Source organism: Lysinibacillus sp. FSL P4-0201, from assembly GCF_038593425.1.
In the GTDB taxonomy this organism is placed as follows: domain Bacteria; phylum Bacillota; class Bacilli; order Bacillales_A; family Planococcaceae; genus Lysinibacillus; species Lysinibacillus capsici.
The window spans coordinates 4,472,652-4,489,258 of sequence record NZ_CP151995.1; the positions used below are offsets into that span (position 1 = coordinate 4,472,652).

Below are 16,607 nucleotides of genomic sequence, written 5' to 3' on the forward strand. Positions count from 1 at the left end.
CTTTAGAATTAACCTTGTTTTTGTTTATGTTTAGGATTTTCACAGATTACCATTACTTTACCGCGTCGGCGAATTACTTTACATTTTTCGCAGATCGGTTTCACAGATGGTCTCACTTTCATCTAACCTAACCTCCTTAGTAGTCCGGAGCGCAAAAGATTATTTAAAACGGTATGTGATACGACCGCGAGTTAAATCATAAGGAGATAACTCAATAGTAACCTTATCTCCAGGTAGAATACGGATAAAGTGCATACGAATCTTACCAGATACGTGTGCTAGAATCACATGTCCATTTTCTAATTCTACCTTAAACATCGCGTTTGGCAAAGTCTCAACAACTGTCCCTTCGACTTCAATTACATCATCTTTCGCCATCTACTCTGTCTCCTCTCTATATGCAAATTAAAGTTCTCATCGTTACATCAAACGGATATCTGCTGCAACTTTAGAAGCAACCTCGTTTCAACATATGTTTGGATTGTATGAGAGATGTTTGAAAGACGCTCGTCTGGTTTCGCTTCACACAATCCACGGAATATACAGAACCAGTAAGGGCACTGAATCTCCCATGTTTACACGAATACCGGAATGTCTTGGATGAGATATTCATACCCGTTACACAGATGCTTCCACGAAACCCATTATACTCCTCCAAAAGGTATGTTGCACTTTTAAGAAGAAATATATACCGGGCACAATATGCTTTTGCAACTCTCAAAAAAATTATGTTTCGTTGTTGCTCCCGCATGCCTCCCGCGGAAGCAGTACTCTGCGCCCGGAGCCGGGTATCAGCTGCGGCTGCTCTGTAATAGAGCATCAAGATCAGCAAACACTTTGTTAATATCTTGCTGTCCATCTATATTAGTTAACACGCCTTTAGCTTGATAGAAATCAAGTAGAGGTTGTGCTTGTTTCATATTTACTTCCAGACGGTTCGCAACCGTTTCAGGATTATCATCTGCACGTGTATAAAGCTCGCCACCATCTTTATCACATTTCCCTTCCTCAGCAGGAGGATTGAAAATTAAATGATAGGATGTACCACAAGTTTTACAAATACGTCTACCTGAAAGACGAGCAATTAACTCATCCTTTTCAACTTGAATGTTTAATGTATGCTCAATAGCTTTACCTAGGTCAGCAAGAATGCTATCTAAGGCTTCAGCTTGAGGAACAGTACGTGGGAAACCATCTAATAAGAATCCTTTTTCACAATCAGGTTTAGCCAGTCGCTCACGAACAATACCAATCGTTACTTCATCAGGTACAAGTGCACCTTGATCCATAAACGACTTAGCTTGTAAGCCTAGTTCAGTACCTTCTTTAATTGCAGCACGGAACATATCGCCTGTAGAAATATGAGGAATTGCGTACTTCTCAACAATTTTATCTGCCTGCGTACCTTTACCAGCACCTGGCAGACCCATTAAAACGATATTCATTAGGAAATATTCCTCCCACAAAAGGTTTGCTGATTAAAGGAAACGATGGAACGTTCCCTAAAAACCAACATTATTTCATAAAGCCTTTGTAGTGACGTTTAACAAGTTGAGATTCTAGCTGCTTCATCGTTTCGAGCGCTACGCCGACTACGATAATAATACTAGTACCACCGATCTGCACTGAGGCAGGTAGATTCATAAAGTTTATGAATATAACCGGCATTACTGAAATAACAGTTAAGAAAATCGCGCCAACAAATGTCAGACGATATAACACGCTTGTTAAATACGTTTGAGTGTTTTCACCAGGACGAATACCTGGAATATAAGCACCTTGCTTTTTCAAGTTATCTGCCACATTTTCTGGATTCACTTGTACGAATGCATAGAAATATGTGAATGCGATGATTAATGCCACATAAATAATCATTCCAACAGGTTTTGTATGATCAAACGTGTTATTAATGAATGTTGTAACATTATTTTCACCGAAGAACGGAACTAACGTACGAGGTGTCATCAGAAACGCTGAAGCAAAGATTACAGGAATAACCCCTGCAGCATTTACTTTTAACGGTAAATGAGTTTGTTGACCACCAGTTTGTTGATTTCGCCCAGTAACTCGTTTTGCATATTGAATTGGAATTTTACGTAGTGCTTGTTGCACGTAGATAACTCCAATAACAACCGCAAGCAAGATTAAAACAAGTAGACCAAGGATAATTAGGTTGATAAATAGCTTATCACCCGCACCCTCGATTTGTTGTGCATAGATTTGGTTGATACCTGTAGGTAATGCCGCAACGATACCTGCGAAGATTACAACAGAGATACCATTACCAACGCCATGCGCAGTAATTTGATCAGCAAGCCATACTAGGAATGCTGTACCCGCTGTTAATACAATAGAGATTATAACATATGTTAAAACTCCTTCTTCCTTAATCAATGACCCGCCATACATTCTATTAAAACCAAATGACATCGCGAATGATTGAATAAAAGCAAGAATAATAGTAAAGTAGCGTGTAAATTGCGCAAGTTTACGTCTTCCGACTTCACCTTGCTTTGCCCACTCAGCAAACTTCGGTACTACGTCCATTTGCAATAACTGAACAATAATTGAGGCTGTGATGTAAGGCATAATCCCCATTGCAAAGATGGAGAAGTTCTTTAAAGCACCACCGCCAAAAGTATTCAGGAAACCAACGAGGTTAAACTCATCAGTTGCCTTTAATACATTAGCGTCAACGTTAGGTACTGGAATGAAAGTTCCAATACGAAAAACGATTAACATTAAAAGTGTGAAAATGATTTTATTTCTTATATCTCGAACACGCATAAAGTTAGAGATTGTCTGAAACATTAAATCACCTCAGTAGTTCCGCCGGCATTCTCGATTGCTTCTTTCGCTGAAGCTGAGAATTTATGAGCTTTGACAGTAAGCTTTTTATTAAGAGTTCCGTTGCCTAGAACTTTAATTCCAGCTTTTTCATTGCTCACTAGACCAGTTTCAAGTAATAATGCAGCAGTTACCTCTGCACCGTCTTCGAAACGGTTTAAAGCATCAAGGTTAACGATCGCGTATTCTTTACGGTTAATGTTCGTAAAGCCACGTTTTGGTAAACGACGGAATAATGGGTTCTGACCGCCTTCAAAGCCTGGGCGTACACCGCCACCAGAACGAGCGTTTTGACCTTTATGACCTTTACCTGCTGTTTTACCGTTACCAGAACCGATACCACGACCAACGCGGTTGCGTTGCTTACGAGAACCTTCTGCTGGTTTTAACTCATGCAGTTTCATAGTGGGTGGCACCTCCTTGTTCAATAATTGGAAATTAAATTTCTTTTACAGTAACTAAGTGAGCTACTTTATCAAGCATACCGCGAGTAGCTGCGTTATCAGCTTTCTCTACAGTTTGGTGTAATTTACGTAAACCTAAAGCTTCAACAGTTTTGCGTTGTGCAGGTTTAGTACCAATCACAGATTTAGTAAGGGTGATTTCTAATTTGTTAGCCATTATCTTTCCCCCCTTATCCTAATAGTTCTTCCACTGATTTACCACGTAATTTAGCTACGTCCTCTACGCGTTTTAATTCAGTTAAACCTTGAATTGTTGCACGCACCATGTTAATTGGTGTGTTAGATCCAAGTGATTTTGAAAGAATATCAGTAATACCAGCAAGTTCTAGTACAGCACGTACTGGACCACCAGCGATAACCCCTGTACCAGGAGCAGCAGGTTTGATTAGGATTTCTCCTGCACCAAAGCGACCTTGCACTAAGTGTGGAGTTGTTCCACCTACGCGTGGCACTTCGATTAAGTTTTTCTTCGCATCTTCAACAGCTTTGCGGATAGCATCTGGCACCTCTTGAGCTTTACCAGTACCGAAACCTACATGACCGTTTCTATCGCCAACTACAACTAATGCTGTGAAGCGGAAGCGACGTCCACCTTTAACAACTTTAGCAACGCGGTTAATAGTAACTACGCGTTCTTCAAGTTCTCCAAGTTTGTTTGCGTCAATACGACTCATGAAATGTGTCCCTCCTTCTTATTAAAATTCTAAACCGTTCTCACGTGCAGCTTCAGCTAAAGCTTTCACACGTCCATGATATAAGTAACCACCACGGTCAAATACTACAGCAGTAATATTTTTTTCCGCAGCGCGTTTTGCGATTGTTTCACCGACTTTAGTTGCTGCGTCAACATTGCTACCAGCACCTTCGAAACCATTTTCTTGAGAAGATGCGCTAACAATTGTTACGCCTGCTACGTCATCGATAAGTTGCGCGTAAATGTTCTTGTTAGAACGGAATACGTTTAAGCGTGGACGCTGAGCAGTACCCGAAATTTTAGAACGAACGCGAGCATGACGTTTTTTACGAACCTGATTTTTATCTTGTTTCGTAATCACAAGGGTCACTCCTTTCTAATGCTTAAGCTGCATTATTTACCTGTTTTACCTTCTTTACGACGAACATATTCGCCTTCATAACGAATACCTTTACCTTTATAAGGCTCTGGTGGACGAACGTCACGGATGTTAGATGCAAGAGCACCAACGCGTTCTTTGCTGATACCTTTAACGATGATCTTTGTGTTTGAAGGAACTTCAATTTGTAGACCATCTTCAGGTGTGAACTCTACTGGATGAGAGTAACCTACGTTAAGTACAAGTTTATTACCTTGTAATTGCGCACGGTAACCAACACCGATAAGTTCTAAAGCTTTTTCGAAACCTGCAGAAACACCAGTAACCATGTTCGCAAGAAGCGCACGAGTAGTACCGTGGTTTGTGCGGTGTTCTTTTGAATCAGAAGGACGTACTACAGTGATTACGTTACCCTCTTGCTCAATTTTCATATCTTGGTGGAAAGAACGAACAAGTTCGCCTTTAGGACCTTTAACAGTAACAGTGTTGTCAGCTGCAACAGTAACAGTTACGTTAGCTGGTACCTCGATAATTTTTTTACCTACACGAGACATTTAGTTGCACCTCCATTCATTTATTGCTAATTACCAAACGTATGCTAGAACTTCGCCGCCAACTTGTTTAGCGCGAGCTTCTTTATCTGTTAATAAACCTTGTGAAGTTGACACTAAAGCGATACCAAGACCGTTCAATACTTTAGGTACTTCATTTGTTTTAGCATATACACGTAAACCAGGTTTAGAAATACGTTTTAAGCCAGTGATAACGCGCTCGTTATCTTTTCCATATTTTAAGAAAATACGGATGATACCTTGTTTGTTGTCTTCCACGTATTCTACGTCACGTACGAAACCTTCACGCTTTAAAATTTCAGCGATTTCTTTTTTCACGTTGGAAGCTGGTACTTCTAACTTCTCGTGACGAACCATGTTCGCATTACGAATGCGAGTAAGCATATCTGCAATCGGATCAGTCATTGTCATTACATTTACCTCCTTCCCAAATTAGGGGATTACCAGCTGGCTTTTTTCACGCCAGGAATTTGTCCCTTATATGCAAGTTCTCGGAAACAAATACGGCAAAGTTTGAATTTGCGATATACTGAATGTGGACGACCACAGCGTTCACAACGTGTATACTCTTGCACTTTAAACTTTTGCTTACGTTGTTGTTTAACGATCATAGATTTTTTAGCCACGTTTTCGCCCTCCTTGTTTGATTACTTTTGGAACGGCATACCGAATTGTGTCAATAACTCGCGAGCTTCTTCGTCAGAGTTCGCTGTCGTTACGATCACGATGTCCATACCGCGTACTTTTGAAACTTTATCGTAATCGATTTCTGGGAAAATTAATTGTTCTTTAACACCTAGTGTGTAGTTACCGCGACCATCGAATGCTTTTTTAGAAACACCACGGAAGTCACGTACACGAGGTAGTGAGATAGAAATTAATTTGTCCAAGAATTCATACATACGCTCACCGCGTAATGTAACTTTAGCACCGATAGGCATACCTTCACGAAGACGGAAACCTGCGATCGATTTTTTAGCTTTAGTTACTACTGGTTTTTGACCAGTGATAATTGTTAATTCTTCAACAGCTGCATCTAACGCTTTAGAGTTTTGAACTGCATCACCAACACCCATGTTGATAACGATTTTCTCAACTTTCGGTAGTTGCATAACTGATTTATATCCAAATTTGCTCATAAGAGCTGGAGAAACTTCATTTAAATATTTTTCTTTTAGGCGGCTCATGTGTGTACCTCCCTTCTATTTATACTAATTAGTCGATTACTGCACCTGATTTTTTTGCTACACGAACTTTTTTACCGTTTTCGATTTTATAACCTACACGAGTCGGCTCGCCAGATTTAGGATCGATTAGCATTACGTTCGAAACGTGAATTGCAGCCTCTTGGCTAACAATACCACCTTGTGGATTCAATTGGTTAGGTTTAACGTGTTTTTTCACGATGTTCACACCTTCAACAAGAACGCGATCTTGTTTTGGGAAAGCAGCAAGGATTACGCCTTCTTTGCCTTTATCCTTACCAGTGATTACCTTAACCTTGTCACCTTTTTTTACATGCATGCTGTCGCACCTCCTTGATTGGCACTGTCATGAAATTAAAGAACTTCTGGAGCTAGAGAAACGATTTTCATGAAGTTGCTGTCACGTAGTTCACGTGCAACAGGTCCGAAAATACGAGTTCCGCGTGGTGATTTATCATCACGAATAATTACACAAGCATTTTCATCAAATTTGATGTACGTGCCGTCTTTACGACGAACGCCTGATTTAGTACGAACGATAACAGCTTTAACAACGTCACCCTTCTTGACAACGCCACCTGGTGTTGCTTTCTTAACTGTACAAACAACGATATCACCGATGTTAGCAGTTTTACGGCCAGAGCCACCAAGCACTTTAATTGTAAGAACTTCACGTGCACCTGAGTTGTCAGCAACTTTCATACGACTTTCTTGTTGGATCACTTAGGTTACCTCCCTTCGGAAATTGGTTGTTCCGAAATAGTTATTAAATAATAACCGCTTTTTCTACAACTTCTACTAGACGGAAACGTTTAGTAGCTGATAGCGGGCGAGTTTCCATGATACGTACGATATCACCGATTTTCGCTGTGTTTAACTCATCATGAGCTTTAAACTTTTTAGAGTATTTTACACGCTTACCATAAAGCTTGTGCTTTTTGTAAGTTTCAACTAAAACAGTAACAGTTTTGTCCATTTTATCTGAAACAACGCGGCCCGTGTAAACTTTGCGTTGATTGCGCTCAGTCATACTTGAAAACCTCCTTTATCAGTTATTTGCACTGATTTCTCTTTCACGAATAACAGTTTTCATACGCGCGATTGCTTTACGCACTTCACGAATACGAGCTGTGTTTTCTAATTGACCAGTCGCCAATTGGAAGCGAAGGTTGAAAAGCTCTTCTTTCAGTGATTTCACTTTTAATTCTATTTCAGAAGTAGCAAGGTCACGGATTTCATTAGCTTTCATTAGATTCACCACCAGTTTCTTGACGTTTTACGATCTTACATTTAACAGGAAGTTTGTGTGATGCTAAACGAAGTGCTTCACGTGCAACTTCTTCAGATACGCCAGCAATTTCGAACATTACTTTTCCTGGTTTAACTACTGCTACCCAACCTTCAGGAGAACCTTTACCAGAACCCATGCGGACTTCTAGAGGTTTTTTAGTGTAAGGTTTATGTGGGAAGATTTTAATCCAAACTTTACCGCCACGTTTCATGTAACGAGTCATCGCGATACGAGCAGATTCGATTTGACGGTTAGTAATCCAGCTAGCAGTTTGAGCTTGTAAGCCCCATTCGCCGAAAGTTACTTCTTTACCGCCTTTCGCTTCGCCACGCATGTTGCCGCGGTGTTCACGACGGTATTTAACGCGTTTAGGCAATAACATATTATTTGCCTCCTTCCACAGATTTCTTCGTAGGAAGAACTTCACCACGGTAGATCCATACTTTAACGCCTAATTTACCGTAAGTAGTATCAGCTTCTGCGTGTGCATAATCGATGTCAGCACGTAGAGTATGAAGTGGAACAGTTCCTTCACTATAGTGTTCAGCACGCGCGATATCAGCGCCACCTAAACGACCAGATACTTGTGTTTTAATTCCTTTTGCACCAGCGCGGATTGTGCGTTGGATCGCTTGCTTTTGCGCACGACGGAATGATACACGATTTTCTAATTGACGAGCGATGTTTTCAGCTACTAGACGAGCGTCAAGATCTGCACGTTTGATTTCAATGATGTTGATGTGTACACGTTTACCAGTTAAATCGCTAAGGTATTTACGAAGATTTTCAACTTCAGTACCACCTTTACCGATTACCATACCTGGTTTCGCAGTGTGAATTGTAATGTTTACACGGTTTGCAGCACGTTCGATTTCTACTTTAGAAACTGAAGCGTCTTTAAGAGCCGTTTCAATATATTTACGCACTTTGATGTCTTCGTGAAGTAGAGTTGCATAGTCTTTTTCAGCGTACCATTTTGACTCCCAGTCACGAATAATACCAACGCGTAGTCCTATTGGATGTACTTTTTGACCCACGGATTAACCCTCCTTCTTCTCAGATACCACTAGAGTAATGTGGCTTGTGCGTTTGTTAATTGCGCTTGCACGTCCTTGTGCACGTGGACGGAAACGTTTTAAAGTTGGACCTTCGTCAACGAATACTTCAGAAACTACTAAAGAGTTGATGTCAAGATCGTAGTTGTGCTCAGCGTTAGCAACTGCAGATTTTAATACTTTCTCAACGACTGGAGACGCCGCTTTTGGAGTATGACGTAAAATTGCAACTGCTTCACCAACTTGCTTACCTCGGATTAAGTCTACAACTAGACGTACTTTGCGAGGAGCAATGCGTACTGTACGAGCGATAGCTTTAGCTTGTGTCATTAGGATTTACCTCCTCTCAAAATTAGCGTCTTGTTTTCTTGTCGTCTGCACCGTGACCTTTATAAGTACGTGTCGGTGCGAACTCACCAAGTTTATGGCCTACCATATCTTCTGTTACGTATACAGGAACATGTTTACGTCCATCATATACAGCAATCGTTAAACCGATGAAGTTCGGGAAGATTGTAGAACGGCGTGACCAAGTTTTGATAACTTGTTTTTTCTCAGAAGCCTCTTGCGCTTCCACTTTTTTCATTAAGTGGTCATCGACAAAAGGTCCTTTTTTCAAGCTGCGACCCATGTAGGAACCTCCCTCCGTGATTCCACCACGGCTCTCACATAGAACCGTAGTTTAACCACTTTATTTTTTACGACTACGGATGATAAATTTATCCGATTTGTTTTTCTTCTTGCGAGTTTTGTAACCAAGTGCTGGTTTACCCCAAGGAGTCATTGGTGATTTACGTCCGATTGGAGAACGTCCTTCACCACCACCGTGTGGGTGATCGTTAGGGTTCATTACAGAACCACGAACTTCTGGGCGTTTACCTAACCAACGGCTACGACCTGCTTTACCGATGTGTACAAGTTCGTGTTGTTCGTTACCAACTTGACCGATTGTAGCGCGGCAAGTAGCTAAAACTAAACGTACTTCACCAGATTGTAAACGAACGATAACGTACTTATCTTCACGACCAAGTACTTGCGCAGAAGTACCAGCTGAACGTACTAATTGTCCGCCTTTACCAGGTTTTAACTCGATGTTATGGATTGTAGTACCCATTGGAATGTTTGCTAATGGTAAAGTGTTACCTACTTTAATATCAGCATCTGGACCAGAAACGATTGTTTGACCAACCTCTAGACCTTTTGGTGCTAAGATGTAAGCTTTTGCTCCATCAGCGTAGTTGATTAATGCGATATTCGCAGAACGGTTTGGATCATATTCAATAGTAGCAACTTTTGCCGGAATGCCATCTTTAACACGTTTGAAATCGATAACACGGTATTGCTTCTTATGACCACCACCATGATGACGAACAGTGATTTTACCTTGGTTGTTACGACCAGCTTTGCGTTTAGTTGGTTCAAGCAATGATTTCTCAGGCTTGTTAGTTGTAATTTCCGCAAAGTCTAATGACGTCATGTTACGACGACCATTAGAGGTAGGTTTATACTTTTTAATCGCCATTGTGTTTTCCCTCCTTCTTGAGTGTTCAAATCATAAATCCGTTAGGATTACATTTCGAATAATTCAATTTCTTTGCTATCAGCAGTTAGTTTAACGATCGCTTTACGACGTTTGTTAGTGTAACCACCGTAACGGCCTACGCGTTTGAATTTACCTTTGTAGTTAAGAACGTTTACTTTCTCAACTTTTACGCCAAAGATTTCTTCTACAGCGTCTTTTACTTGAGTTTTGTTAGCGCGAGTGTCTACTTCGAAAGTATACTTTTTCTCTGCCATAAGTTCTGAAGAACGCTCAGTAATGACCGGACGTTTTAAAATATCACGTGCTTCCATTATCCAAGCACCTCCTCAACTTTTTCTACTGCAGACTTAGTGAATACAACTTTATCATGACCTAATAGATCAAGAACGTTGATTCCGTTTGCAGTTAAAACTGTTACACCTGGGATGTTACGAGCAGATAATGCTACGTTTTCATCTAGGTCAGCAGTTACGAATAAAGATTTTTTCTCTAAAGAAAGATCTTTAAGGATTTTTGTGAATTCTTTTGTTTTTGGTGCTGCTAGAGTTAGAGCATCAAGAACTAAGAAGTTTTGTTCTACTACTTTAGCTGATAAAGCAGATTTAAGAGCTAAACGACGAACTTTTTTAGGTAATTTATAAGAATAGCTACGTGGAGTAGGACCGAATACGATACCACCGCCGCGCCATTGTGGAGAACGGATAGAACCTTGACGAGCACGACCAGTTCCTTTTTGACGCCATGGTTTACGACCACCACCAGCAACTTCAGAACGGTTTTTAACCTTGTGATTACCTTGACGAAGAGAAGCGCGTTGAGCAACTACTGCGTCGAATAATACTGCTTCATTTGGCTCGATTCCGAAGATCGCATCGTTTAATTCGATTTCACCAACTGAAGCACCTGTTTGACTAAGTACAGATACTTTTGTCATTCCTGTTTCCTCCTTTCCTTAAGTGATTACTTAGCTTTAATTGCAGTTTTTACTGTAACTAGAGCTTTTTTAGAACCAGGAACATTACCTTTAACAAGTAGTAAGTTACGATCTGTGTCAACTTTCACGATTTCTAAGTTTTGGATTGTAACTACATTGCCACCCATTTGACCAGGTAATTTCTTTTGTTTGAATACGCGGTTCGGAGCAACTGGACCCATTGAACCAGGACGACGGTGGTAACGAGAACCGTGGGCCATAGGACCACGAGATTGTCCGTGGCGTTTGATAACACCTTGGAAACCTTTACCTTTAGTAACTCCTGTTACATCGATTACATCGCCTTCTGCGAAAATTTCTACTTTGACTTCTTGACCAACTTCGTATTCTTCCACGTTCACGTTGCGGAATTCACGAATGAAGCGCTTAGGAGCAGTGTTCGCTTTTGCTACGTGACCTTGTTCTGGTTTGTTAGAAAGCTTAACGCGCTTGTCTTCGAAACCAACTTGAATTGCTTCGTAGCCGTCTGTTTCAACAGTTTTCTTTTGAAGAACTACGTTTGGAGTAGCTTCGATAACTGTTACCGGGATTAAATCGCCGTTTTCAGCGAAAACTTGTGTCATACCAATTTTTCTACCTAAGATTCCTTTAGCCATTTGTCACACCTCCTGTAAGTTTTAAAAGTTATATTGTTTTTACCATTAAAGTTTGATTTCGATATCAACGCCAGATGGTAAATCAAGTTTCATTAACGCGTCAACAGTTTGTGGTGTTGGGTTAACGATATCGATCAGACGTTTATGCGTACGCATTTCGAATTGTTCACGAGAATCTTTGTACTTGTGAACCGCACGAAGAATTGTGTACACAGACTTCTCAGTTGGAAGTGGAATCGGACCTGATACACTTGCACCTGAACGTTTTGCAGTTTCCACAATTTTCTCAGCAGATTGATCTAAAATACGGTGATCATACGCTTTTAAACGAATACGAATCTTTTGTTTTGCCATTATTTTCCCTCCTTCTCGCCTATTTTCTAGACATTCTCCACGAAAATTTTCCTACACACCGCCATGGCAAAGCGGCCGGGTGTGTCGGCAACCTCTCGCTTCATCGCAGTCAAAGACCAACATTCAACATTATATACAATAAAAAAAGAATAAGCAAGTCTTTTCGCTAAATTCTTTTAAATGTTGCAGATATTCTTAGTACTACTATTTCTTCGCTTTATTAAGCCGTTTATTAGTATATAAAATTTCTATACATATTGCAACACTTAAGGTTGTCATATCAACATTTTCGCACATTTCAAATAACTCAAAAAAGAAAAAAGTAGTTTCTATATAATTATAGAAACTACCTCCTTATTATAGAAAGAACACACAGGCAATCCAACCAAATAGGATTAGTGGTATGTTAATGAAAATAAACGTAGGAACACAAGTATCCCAAATATGATGATGCTGGCCATCAACATTAAGGCCTGCTGTTGGCCCTAATGTAGAATCGGATGCTGGAGAACCTGCGTCTCCTAGAGCACCAGCTGTACCGATTAAGCATAATATCGCTAAAGGACTCATATCTAAACCTTGTGCTAGCGGAACAAATAGTGTCGCGATTATAGGAACTGTAGCGAAGGACGAACCAATCCCCATCGTCACAACTAATCCTATGATTAACATGATGAAGACAGCAAGACTTCTATTTCCTTCTAATACAGTGAGTGAATTTGTAATTAAGCTGTCCACATGACCTGTTGCATTGATTACCGCCGCAAAACCATTTGCCGCAATCATAACAAAGCCAATAAAGGCCATCATCTTCATTCCTTCAGAAAGAATCTCATCTGCTTCTCTCCATTTAAGAGCACCTGTAAAATACATAATCATAATACCTGCAAACGAGCCTACAATCATTGAGTCTGTTAACACTTGAGCGCATAGTGATATTACTAGTGCCAGAGCTGTAGAAAACATAATGAATTTGCTGACGTTTACATTTAAAGATTCCATCTCCACTTCACTATGCTTATAATGTCTTGGTTTGCGGTATACAGCGAAGGCAATTATCAATCCGATTAGCATTCCTAATACGGGAATACCCATTGCTGCAGGGACATCACGTGAAGAAACAGCCATTCCTGCCTCTGACACTTGTGTAGCAACGATATCTTGAAAGATTGCTCCAAAACCAGCAGGTACAAAACTATAAGTACCAATTAAGCCTACTGCAATCAACGTTGCAATTATACGTCGATCGACTTCTAGCATATTTAAAATCTTTAAAATAGGAGGTATTAATAATGGAATGAAGGCAATATGAATAGGAATAACATTTTGAGATAAAATAGACATCACAAAAATAAGGAAGAAAATTAATACCTTCACAAGTCCTTTTCTATTACTTTCACCCTTTAATATTTTTAACATCCCGGCTATCATTAATTCGGGTATTCCTGTTTTGGCAATGGCGATTGCAAAACCACCAAGTAAGCCATAACTTAATGCAATGGTTGCTCCTGCTCCTAATCCTTCTGTAAATGATTGGACTGTTGACTCAATGCCCATCCCACTAGTTAGACCACCTACAAATGCTCCTAGAACTAACGAGAGAACTACATTGATGCGAAGCAAGCTTAATATTAACATAACGGCAACAGCCGCAATTACTGCATTCATTGTTACACTCTACTTTCATACACTAAATTACTAACATGTTAAACTTTATTATTCTGATAATTGAAAGTCAAGGTTTTTTGTAACTTCTATATTTTTTGCACTAAAAAAACAGTGTAATGATAACCACCACACTGTTTCCGAGTTTCCTCTTATTTAATATTACAACGACTGACGTACAACCTTTTTATAGTAGCCTACCGATAGAATAGCAAAAATCGTATATAAAGCTATATAACAGCACATTGCAATCCACAAGGGAGCTGTTAACTCTGTCCCAAATAAAAACCATCCTGACTTAACAGCAAAGTAGCTATGCAATAACCCAATAACTAGTGGAACACCGAAATTAAAGGCCTGTTTCATATAAATACCCTTCATGATATCTTTTTCAGCAAAACCAATCTTTCGTAGGATTGTATAGGAATCACGTTCTTCCTCCGCCTCAGACATTTGTTTAAAGTATAGAATACTACCTGTGGTCATTAAAAACGCTAACCCTAAAAATGCTGTTGTAAAGATGGTAAGACCCAATGATTCAATATTGTCTTTACGTTTTCCTTCATAGGATGATTGTGTATATTGCTTTGTCTTCCCTTTATCATCTACAGCCGTAATAATACCTGCATTTGATTGAATATATAATTTTTCTGCTGTTGCAATATCTTCGTTAGATTTTAAAGTAATTGTTGTTTGATGATGCCAAGGATAAAGAGCTGCCTGTGTAGTTAAACTTTTAAACATATCATCTGTCACAACAAAGATAGGTCCACCACCCCCAGCCGTTACAATACCACTTATCACGCTTTTATCGTGGATATCAACGACATGAAAAGTTTCTTCAAGTTCTCCTGCAGATACTACTAAATCATGATCTTTCTCTAACGGGAACATTTCAGCCATATAACCACCATAGTTTGTCAAGATAACCTCATTCCCTGAAAGCTTAGCCTCAGGAACACTCTGCTGGTAATCTGAAAGCGGAATGGTATAAATTGTGCCTTCCATTGTATATAAAGGGTTATCCTGCTGTTTTTTAGACATCAATTGACCTACAGCAGCGGTTACTCCCTGAAGACGGTAGTCAATTTTATCATAAGCAATATTATTTTCCTCTAACTTCTCTAAAAATTCCTCCCCTTGCTCTTCAAGCAATATGAAATCACCAGGTACTTGGCTATATGCAGATGCTTCCGAGGAGTAGTAGGCGATATAGGAAAGAGTCGTCACGCCTAGAGAAACGCCTGTTAACACGGTGATTAGCGTTAATGACTTTGCATTGCTCTTCATGCGATGCATGATGGGCGTTAATGCTAATACATCCTTTATGGATAAATGCCCTTTTTTCTTTAGGCGAATAGTATTCATAATAAATGCTACAGAGAAACGAAAAACAAGGAATGTTCCACCAATTGTAGTAGCTAAAATAATTATCATATTGATAAATAAATTACCAGCAGATTCGATATCGAACAACTTTGTCGATGCATAGTAGCCATAAACAATCAGTATAAGACCCAAAAAGCCAATAACCATCTGGAACGCACTAAAGCGTCTCACACGCTCATCTGCTTGTTTTGCTGCACTAAATAATGATAACAATGACACATGATGAATCATCCAAGCCATCTGTATAAGAACGATGATCAATAAGATAGTAAATACAATCATCGACTGCAGTAAAGCTTGTGTACTAAAAGTCATGGTTACGAGAGCTTCTTTTTCAAGCACACGAAGCAAAATCATTGCAAACACACGAGAGCTAAAGAAGCCTGCCAACATACCTATAATAACGGCTCCAACAAATAAGAGAATGTTTTCAACCGCTAATAAACGCACGATTAGCCCCTTAGTCATGCCGATCAGTTGATACAAACCTATTTCCTTACTACGACGCTTCATAAATAAATGGTTTGCATACAGAACGAAGAATAAAACGATAAAATAAAGAATATAAGTTGCTGCCTTAAATCCGGCCGTAGCTGTTCCACTCATTTGAACAGCAGCCCACACCTCCGTATTATTTTGCAAGGTGACAAACGAAAAGTATAAGGTAACACTAAAAATAAGTGCAAAGAAATATAGATAGTAGTGTTTCATATTTTTCTTCATACTTCGAAGTACTAACTTACTAAGACTCATACCCGTCACCGCCTAGCACACTTTGTGTATGCATGATTTCTTTGAAAAAGGCCTGCCTTGTTTTATCGCCCTTATAAAGTTCACTATAGATAAGGCCATCCTTTAGAAATAACACACGTGTACAGAAACTTGCGGCTACAGCATCGTGTGTAACCATCATAATTGTCGCTTCTTTTGTTTCATTTATATTTTGTAGATTTTGAAGCAGGGCTGTAGCTGATTTAGAATCTAGTGCACCAGTGGGCTCGTCTGCAAATACCAATGACGGATTGGTAATAAGTGCACGTGCAGCTGAGGTACGCTGTTTTTGTCCACCTGATATTTCGTTGGGGTATTTATTTAAAATTTCCGTGATTCCCAACAAAGAAGTGAGTTCCTTCACTCGACTTTCAGCAACAGCTTTTGGTAACTTACTGATGGCTAACGGTAGAAGAATATTTTCTTTTACTGTCAAGGTATCTAATAAATTATAGTCTTGAAATATAAATCCCAGCTGCTCTCTTCGGAAGTTTGCTAAAGCCTTTTCTTTCATACCACGTAAACTATGACCGTTTATCTCAATAACACCTTCTGTCGCAAAGTCAATTGAGCATAAGACATTTAAAAGCGTTGTTTTACCAGAGCCAGAAGGTCCCATAATACCTACAAATTCTCCTCTATTCACTTCTACATCAATACCCTTTAATACTTCCTGAGCCGTTGATTTTTTTCCATACACTTTCTTTATTTTACGTCCTATTAAAACTGTCACTTCATAACGCCCCTTTCTATAGTTCAAGTGTACCCTGTCAAACCTAATCATTCGT

Annotated in this window: 28 protein-coding genes and 1 pseudogene; all 29 read right to left on the reverse strand. The window is 39.6% G+C overall.

From position 1 onward, the window contains the following. Positions 1-8: 8 nt before the first annotated feature. The 29 genes and pseudogenes from rpmJ to MKY76_RS22700 all read right to left on the reverse strand — a co-directional run bounded on the left by rpmJ (position 9) and on the right by MKY76_RS22700 (position 16,552). The gene (gene rpmJ, locus MKY76_RS22560) at positions 9-122 is read right to left on the reverse strand and encodes a 50S ribosomal protein L36 (RefSeq protein WP_000868344.1); all 114 of its coding nucleotides are present in this window, start codon (positions 120-122) and stop codon (positions 9-11) included. A gap of 37 nt (positions 123-159) precedes the next feature. After that, the gene (gene infA / locus MKY76_RS22565) at positions 160-378 is read right to left on the reverse strand and encodes a translation initiation factor IF-1 (protein ID WP_004233690.1); all 219 of its coding nucleotides are present in this window, start codon (positions 376-378) and stop codon (positions 160-162) included. A gap of 86 nt (positions 379-464) precedes the next feature. Next, positions 465-542 (reverse strand): annotated as a pseudogene (locus MKY76_RS22570) (type I methionyl aminopeptidase); the annotation flags it as partial. Between the two features lie 249 nt (positions 543-791). Next, entirely contained in the window at positions 792-1,445 is a 654-nt protein-coding gene (locus tag MKY76_RS22575; protein ID WP_004233689.1) for an adenylate kinase, read from the reverse strand. Positions 1,446-1,515: 70 nt separating this feature from the next. Then, on the reverse strand, positions 1,516-2,811 hold the full coding sequence (gene secY, locus MKY76_RS22580; protein WP_004233672.1) for a preprotein translocase subunit SecY: 1,296 nt from the start codon (positions 2,809-2,811) through the stop codon (positions 1,516-1,518). Further along, positions 2,811-3,251, reverse strand: a complete 441-nt coding sequence (rplO, locus tag MKY76_RS22585; RefSeq protein WP_004233670.1) for a 50S ribosomal protein L15 — start codon at positions 3,249-3,251, stop codon at positions 2,811-2,813. Before rplO ends, secY begins: the two co-directional genes overlap by 1 nt. A 34-nt stretch (positions 3,252-3,285) precedes the next feature. Next, positions 3,286-3,468: a 50S ribosomal protein L30 gene (gene rpmD / locus MKY76_RS22590; RefSeq protein ID WP_004233668.1), complete on the reverse strand. Its 183-nt coding sequence runs from the start codon at positions 3,466-3,468 to the stop codon at positions 3,286-3,288. A 13-nt stretch (positions 3,469-3,481) separates the two neighbouring features. Further along, positions 3,482-3,985: a 30S ribosomal protein S5 gene (gene rpsE / locus MKY76_RS22595; protein ID WP_004233664.1), complete on the reverse strand. Its 504-nt coding sequence runs from the start codon at positions 3,983-3,985 to the stop codon at positions 3,482-3,484. Between the two features lie 21 nt (positions 3,986-4,006). Then, positions 4,007-4,366 (reverse strand): 50S ribosomal protein L18, encoded by a 360-nt coding sequence (gene rplR, locus MKY76_RS22600; protein ID WP_004233662.1) that lies wholly within the window; start codon positions 4,364-4,366, stop codon positions 4,007-4,009. A 32-nt stretch (positions 4,367-4,398) separates the two neighbouring features. Further along, a complete protein-coding gene (gene rplF, locus MKY76_RS22605; RefSeq protein WP_048395570.1) occupies positions 4,399-4,938 on the reverse strand; it encodes a 50S ribosomal protein L6 in 540 nt (179 codons plus the stop codon). 30 nt (positions 4,939-4,968) lie between these two features. Continuing rightward, positions 4,969-5,367 (reverse strand): 30S ribosomal protein S8, encoded by a 399-nt coding sequence (gene rpsH / locus MKY76_RS22610; RefSeq protein WP_008181717.1) that lies wholly within the window; start codon positions 5,365-5,367, stop codon positions 4,969-4,971. 29 nt (positions 5,368-5,396) lie between these two features. Continuing rightward, the gene (locus MKY76_RS22615; RefSeq protein WP_004233656.1) at positions 5,397-5,582 is read right to left on the reverse strand and encodes a type Z 30S ribosomal protein S14; all 186 of its coding nucleotides are present in this window, start codon (positions 5,580-5,582) and stop codon (positions 5,397-5,399) included. Positions 5,583-5,603: 21 nt separating this feature from the next. Next, positions 5,604-6,143, reverse strand: a complete 540-nt coding sequence (gene rplE / locus MKY76_RS22620; RefSeq protein WP_004233654.1) for a 50S ribosomal protein L5 — start codon at positions 6,141-6,143, stop codon at positions 5,604-5,606. Positions 6,144-6,171: 28 nt separating this feature from the next. Next, positions 6,172-6,480, reverse strand: a complete 309-nt coding sequence (gene rplX, locus MKY76_RS22625) for a 50S ribosomal protein L24 (protein WP_004233652.1) — start codon at positions 6,478-6,480, stop codon at positions 6,172-6,174. A 35-nt stretch (positions 6,481-6,515) separates the two neighbouring features. Further along, complete coding sequence (gene rplN / locus MKY76_RS22630) at positions 6,516-6,884, reverse strand: 50S ribosomal protein L14 (protein WP_004233650.1); 369 nt, start codon at positions 6,882-6,884, stop codon at positions 6,516-6,518. 43 nt (positions 6,885-6,927) lie between these two features. Next, the gene (gene rpsQ, locus MKY76_RS22635; RefSeq protein ID WP_004233648.1) at positions 6,928-7,191 is read right to left on the reverse strand and encodes a 30S ribosomal protein S17; all 264 of its coding nucleotides are present in this window, start codon (positions 7,189-7,191) and stop codon (positions 6,928-6,930) included. Positions 7,192-7,209: 18 nt separating this feature from the next. Continuing rightward, the gene (gene rpmC, locus MKY76_RS22640; protein WP_004233646.1) at positions 7,210-7,410 is read right to left on the reverse strand and encodes a 50S ribosomal protein L29; all 201 of its coding nucleotides are present in this window, start codon (positions 7,408-7,410) and stop codon (positions 7,210-7,212) included. Continuing rightward, positions 7,400-7,834: a 50S ribosomal protein L16 gene (gene rplP, locus MKY76_RS22645; protein WP_004233644.1), complete on the reverse strand. Its 435-nt coding sequence runs from the start codon at positions 7,832-7,834 to the stop codon at positions 7,400-7,402. Before rplP ends, rpmC begins: the two co-directional genes overlap by 11 nt. A 1-nt stretch (position 7,835) precedes the next feature. Then, the gene (rpsC, locus tag MKY76_RS22650) at positions 7,836-8,489 is read right to left on the reverse strand and encodes a 30S ribosomal protein S3 (RefSeq protein WP_004233642.1); all 654 of its coding nucleotides are present in this window, start codon (positions 8,487-8,489) and stop codon (positions 7,836-7,838) included. Positions 8,490-8,492: 3 nt separating this feature from the next. Further along, the gene (gene rplV, locus MKY76_RS22655; RefSeq protein ID WP_004233639.1) at positions 8,493-8,837 is read right to left on the reverse strand and encodes a 50S ribosomal protein L22; all 345 of its coding nucleotides are present in this window, start codon (positions 8,835-8,837) and stop codon (positions 8,493-8,495) included. Between the two features lie 22 nt (positions 8,838-8,859). Beyond that, entirely contained in the window at positions 8,860-9,138 is a 279-nt protein-coding gene (gene rpsS / locus MKY76_RS22660) for a 30S ribosomal protein S19 (RefSeq protein WP_004233637.1), read from the reverse strand. 60 nt (positions 9,139-9,198) lie between these two features. Continuing rightward, complete coding sequence (rplB, locus tag MKY76_RS22665) at positions 9,199-10,029, reverse strand: 50S ribosomal protein L2 (protein WP_009373990.1); 831 nt, start codon at positions 10,027-10,029, stop codon at positions 9,199-9,201. Positions 10,030-10,076: 47 nt separating this feature from the next. After that, positions 10,077-10,361 carry a 50S ribosomal protein L23 gene (rplW, locus tag MKY76_RS22670; protein ID WP_004233628.1) on the reverse strand — a complete coding sequence of 95 codons (285 nt, stop codon included), beginning with the start codon at positions 10,359-10,361 and terminating at the stop codon, positions 10,077-10,079. Beyond that, positions 10,361-10,984 (reverse strand): 50S ribosomal protein L4, encoded by a 624-nt coding sequence (gene rplD, locus MKY76_RS22675; protein WP_004233626.1) that lies wholly within the window; start codon positions 10,982-10,984, stop codon positions 10,361-10,363. The genes rplW and rplD overlap by 1 nt, the downstream gene beginning before the upstream one ends. A gap of 26 nt (positions 10,985-11,010) precedes the next feature. Next, positions 11,011-11,640: a 50S ribosomal protein L3 gene (rplC, locus tag MKY76_RS22680; protein WP_004233625.1), complete on the reverse strand. Its 630-nt coding sequence runs from the start codon at positions 11,638-11,640 to the stop codon at positions 11,011-11,013. A gap of 45 nt (positions 11,641-11,685) precedes the next feature. Beyond that, entirely contained in the window at positions 11,686-11,994 is a 309-nt protein-coding gene (gene rpsJ / locus MKY76_RS22685) for a 30S ribosomal protein S10 (RefSeq protein WP_004233624.1), read from the reverse strand. A 357-nt stretch (positions 11,995-12,351) separates the two neighbouring features. Then, a complete protein-coding gene (locus MKY76_RS22690) occupies positions 12,352-13,662 on the reverse strand; it encodes a Na+/H+ antiporter NhaC family protein (RefSeq protein WP_048395568.1) in 1,311 nt (436 codons plus the stop codon). A 159-nt stretch (positions 13,663-13,821) separates the two neighbouring features. Next, positions 13,822-15,801, reverse strand: a complete 1,980-nt coding sequence (locus MKY76_RS22695; protein WP_066038309.1) for an ABC transporter permease — start codon at positions 15,799-15,801, stop codon at positions 13,822-13,824. Beyond that, positions 15,791-16,552, reverse strand: coding sequence for an ABC transporter ATP-binding protein (locus tag MKY76_RS22700; protein WP_048395566.1), 762 nt, complete (start codon positions 16,550-16,552; stop codon positions 15,791-15,793). The genes MKY76_RS22695 and MKY76_RS22700 overlap by 11 nt, the downstream gene beginning before the upstream one ends. Positions 16,553-16,607 lie beyond the last annotated feature (55 nt).

Bases quoted from the DNA above. Each gene is read 5' to 3' on its own strand.
- rpmJ (WP_000868344.1), bottom strand. From the start codon at position 122: ATGAAAGTGAGACCATCTGTGAAACCGATCTGCGAAAAATGTAAAGTA.
- MKY76_RS22575 (WP_004233689.1), bottom strand. From the start codon at position 1,445: ATGAATATCGTTTTAATGGGTCTGCCAGGTGCTGGTAAAGGTACGCAG.
- rplV (WP_004233639.1), bottom strand. From the start codon at position 8,837: ATGACACAAGCTAAAGCTATCGCTCGTACAGTACGCATTGCTCCTCGC.
- rpmD (WP_004233668.1), bottom strand. From the start codon at position 3,468: ATGGCTAACAAATTAGAAATCACCCTTACTAAATCTGTGATTGGTACT.
- rplX (WP_004233652.1), bottom strand. From the start codon at position 6,480: ATGCATGTAAAAAAAGGTGACAAGGTTAAGGTAATCACTGGTAAGGAT.
- infA (WP_004233690.1), bottom strand. From the start codon at position 378: ATGGCGAAAGATGATGTAATTGAAGTCGAAGGGACAGTTGTTGAGACT.
- rplP (WP_004233644.1), bottom strand. From the start codon at position 7,834: ATGTTATTGCCTAAACGCGTTAAATACCGTCGTGAACACCGCGGCAAC.
- rpsQ (WP_004233648.1), bottom strand. From the start codon at position 7,191: ATGACTGAGCGCAATCAACGCAAAGTTTACACGGGCCGCGTTGTTTCA.
- rplC (WP_004233625.1), bottom strand. From the start codon at position 11,640: ATGGCTAAAGGAATCTTAGGTAGAAAAATTGGTATGACACAAGTTTTC.
- MKY76_RS22695 (WP_066038309.1), bottom strand. From the start codon at position 15,801: ATGAGTCTTAGTAAGTTAGTACTTCGAAGTATGAAGAAAAATATGAAA.
- rplB (WP_009373990.1), bottom strand. From the start codon at position 10,029: ATGGCGATTAAAAAGTATAAACCTACCTCTAATGGTCGTCGTAACATG.
- rplD (WP_004233626.1), bottom strand. From the start codon at position 10,984: ATGACAAAAGTATCTGTACTTAGTCAAACAGGTGCTTCAGTTGGTGAA.
- rpsH (WP_008181717.1), bottom strand. From the start codon at position 5,367: ATGACAATGACTGATCCGATTGCAGATATGCTTACTCGCATTCGTAAT.
- rplE (WP_004233654.1), bottom strand. From the start codon at position 6,143: ATGAGCCGCCTAAAAGAAAAATATTTAAATGAAGTTTCTCCAGCTCTT.
- rplO (WP_004233670.1), bottom strand. From the start codon at position 3,251: ATGAAACTGCATGAGTTAAAACCAGCAGAAGGTTCTCGTAAGCAACGC.
- rplW (WP_004233628.1), bottom strand. From the start codon at position 10,361: ATGGAAGCACGTGATATTTTAAAACGTCCGGTCATTACTGAGCGTTCT.
- rpsE (WP_004233664.1), bottom strand. From the start codon at position 3,985: ATGAGTCGTATTGACGCAAACAAACTTGGAGAACTTGAAGAACGCGTA.
- rpsJ (WP_004233624.1), bottom strand. From the start codon at position 11,994: ATGGCAAAACAAAAGATTCGTATTCGTTTAAAAGCGTATGATCACCGT.
- MKY76_RS22690 (WP_048395568.1), bottom strand. From the start codon at position 13,662: ATGAATGCAGTAATTGCGGCTGTTGCCGTTATGTTAATATTAAGCTTG.
- rpmC (WP_004233646.1), bottom strand. From the start codon at position 7,410: ATGAAAGCTAATGAAATCCGTGACCTTGCTACTTCTGAAATAGAATTA.
- rplF (WP_048395570.1), bottom strand. From the start codon at position 4,938: ATGTCTCGTGTAGGTAAAAAAATTATCGAGGTACCAGCTAACGTAACT.
- rpsS (WP_004233637.1), bottom strand. From the start codon at position 9,138: ATGGGTCGCAGCTTGAAAAAAGGACCTTTTGTCGATGACCACTTAATG.
- secY (WP_004233672.1), bottom strand. From the start codon at position 2,811: ATGTTTCAGACAATCTCTAACTTTATGCGTGTTCGAGATATAAGAAAT.